The organism is Saccharomonospora iraqiensis subsp. iraqiensis, assembly GCF_000430445.1.
Taxonomy (GTDB): domain Bacteria; phylum Actinomycetota; class Actinomycetes; order Mycobacteriales; family Pseudonocardiaceae; genus Saccharomonospora; species Saccharomonospora iraqiensis.
Window position 1 is genome coordinate 30,657 of the sequence record NZ_KE387109.1, and the last position, 2,648, is coordinate 33,304.

General features: G+C 73.7%; 2 protein-coding genes and 1 pseudogene. All 3 read left to right on the forward strand.

What is annotated here, in order from left to right; all coding sequences use genetic code 11:
* Window positions 1–1,285 (forward strand): hypothetical protein (locus ACTIR_RS0115865; protein ID WP_026455017.1); only part of this gene is annotated, 1,285 nt, incomplete at its 5' end.
* A complete protein-coding gene (locus ACTIR_RS0115870) occupies window positions 1,285–2,247 on the forward strand; it encodes a glutamate ABC transporter substrate-binding protein (protein ID WP_026455018.1) in 963 nt (320 codons plus the stop codon). The genes ACTIR_RS0115865 and ACTIR_RS0115870, both read left to right, overlap by 1 nt.
* Window positions 2,248–2,265: 18 nt before the next feature.
* Window positions 2,266–2,648: pseudogene (locus ACTIR_RS0115875) on the forward strand (serine/threonine protein kinase); the annotation flags it as partial.

Here is a 2,648-nt window from a genome sequence, read left to right on the forward strand (position 1 = left end):
GCGCGGGCTCCGGCGGTCGGCCGCCACGAGCCCGGGGCGGCTGTCGCTGATCGGCGCGGGGCTCGTCGTGCTCTCGCTGCTCACCGGACTGGTGGGCACCCTCGCGATGCAGGACCGCGGCGCGACGACCGACGGCCTGGTCGAGCACCGGGAACCGCTGGCCGCGGCGGCACAGGAGGTCCACCGGTCGCTGTCGGACGCCGACGCCACGGCGGCGAGCGCGTTCCTCTCCCCCGGTGCCGAGTCCCCCGAACTGCGGCAACGCTACGAACGGGACATCGCCAAGGCCGGTGCGGCGCTGGCGAAGGCGGCCTCCGACGCGGGCAGCACCGGGGGCGCCGCCGAGCAGGTCGACATCATCAGCAGGCAGTTGCCGACCTACACCGGTCTGGTCGAGACGGCCCGGACCAACGACCGTCAGGGCTACCCCGTGGGCGCCGCCTACCTGCGGGAGGCCTCGCAACTGCTGCGGTCGGAGATCCTGCCCGCGGCGGAGCGGTTGTACGAGATCGACAACGACCGGCTGGCCGAGGCGCAGGACGACGCCGCGGGCGTCCCCTGGGTGACCGTCGTGCTCCTGCTCGGGCTGGCGGCCGCGTTGCTCTACACCCAGGCCTACCTCCGGCGTACGACGAACCGCGTGTTCAACGTGGGGCTGCTCGTGGCCACGGGTGCCGTCGGTGTCGCCGTCCTGTGGACCACGGTCGCGTTGACCGTGCAGGGGGTGCTGGTCAGCCAGGGCCGGGACGACGGGAGCGAACAGGCGGGCCTGCTGGTCGACGCCCGCATCTCGGCGCTGCGGGCCCGGGCGGACGAGACGCTCACCCTCGTCGCCCGCGGGGGCGGGCAGGAGTACGAGGAGGAGTTCACCGAGCAGTTCGGGCGGTTCGCCGGGCCCGACGGCGAGGGGGGACTGCTGGCCCGTGCCCGCGCGGAGGCCGAGGACACCGCGGCCGAGGGCCCCCTGCGGTCGGCGAGCCAGGCCGCGACGGCCTGGCGGTCCGCGCACGAGCGCATCCGCGAACTGGACGACTCCGGCAACCACCGGCAGGCGGTGACCTCGGCACTCGACACCGGTGACGACGCGGGCGCGGCCGCCGCGTTCACCCGGTTGGACAACGATCTCGCCGACGCGATCGGCACGGCCAGGCAGGAATTCGTCGACGACACCACCGCCGCCTCCCGCGCGTTGACACTGCTCGCCCCGGGATTCGCGGTGCTGTCGGTCGTCGCCGCGCTCGGGGCGACATTGGGTATCCGCGAACGGCTCCGGGAGTACCGCTGATGAGAAGGACCAGAGTGACCGGACTGCTCGCCGTGGTGTCCGCCGTGGTGTTGGCGGGGTGCGGCGTCTCCGCGGAGCCCGTCGACCCCGCGCCGGTGGAGTCCGTCGCCCGGCCGACGCCCGCGGGGACGGAGATCGACCCGGAACTCGCGCGCGGCGGGTCGGCCTCGCGGGACTGCAACGCGACCGCGAGCCTGCCGCCGGACGCCGAGGTCGCGGACGGATCCACGATGGCCGAGATCCGGGAACGTGGGTACCTGATCGCCGGGGTGGACCAGAACACCTTCCTGTTCGGCTTCTCCGACCCGGACACGGGCGAACTGCACGGGTTCGACATCGACATCGCGCGGGCCGTCGCGGAGTCCCTGCTGGGTGATCCGGACGCGATCCGGTTCCGGGCGATCAGCTCGGCCGACCGGATCGACGTGCTCAAGGAAGGTGCGGTCGACATCGTCGTGCGCACGTTCTCGGTCACGTGCGAGCGCCGCGAGGAGGTCAACTTCTCCAGCGTCTACTACGTCGCGGGGCAGCGGGTGCTCGTCGACGCGGACTCGGACGTCGAGGGCATCCGCGACCTCGGTGGTGAGCGGGTGTGTGCCACCCGGGAGTCGACGTCGCTGCGCAACATCGCCGAGAGCAGGCCGCGGCCGGTCCCGGTGGCGGTGGACGACTGGTCCGACTGTCTCGTGCTGCTGCAGCAGGGGCAGGTGGCGGCCGTGTCCACCGACGACACGATCCTCGCGGGGATGCGTGCCCAGGACCGCACCTCGACGAAGATCGTCGGGGACCGGTTCACCAACGAGTACTACGGCATCGGCATCCCGAAGGGCGACGAGGACATGGTGCGCTACGTCAACGCCGTCCTGGAGGACGTCCGGGGTGGGACGTGGCAGGACAGCTACGAGACCTGGCTGCGCGAGGATCTCGGCGACGCCGCGCCTCCCGAGCCCCGGTACCGGTGACACCCTTCGGAGGTAGCAGTGTCGGATGAGCCGCGGCACCCACCGCAGACCACGGGCGGGCAGCAGGCCGGGCAGGCGGCCGGGCAGGACGTCTCGCCCGGAACGGAGGTGGTCCGCCCGGTGTGGCAGCAGGACGCCGCACAGGAGCCGACCCCCACCAGCGTGCTCGCCGCCGGGACGCCGGGGACCCGCTCCATCACCCCACCTCCGCCCCCCGGGGCCGGGACGGATGCCGGGGCCGGTGAGCCGCTGCCCGAACCCGGGACGGAGAGCGTGCTGCCGGACGGCGGGAGCGACCCCGCGGCACCGGGTACGGGCTCCGGTGCGGAGGGAGCGCCGGACACGGACGGCGGGTCCGGGACGGGAAGCGGCACCGGCACCGGGACCGGCACCGGCACCGG

Excerpts from the sequence above, each read along its gene's own strand:
- ACTIR_RS0115870 (WP_026455018.1), top strand. The coding sequence starts at position 1,285 with ATGAGAAGGACCAGAGTGACCGGACTGCTCGCCGTGGTGTCCGCCGTG.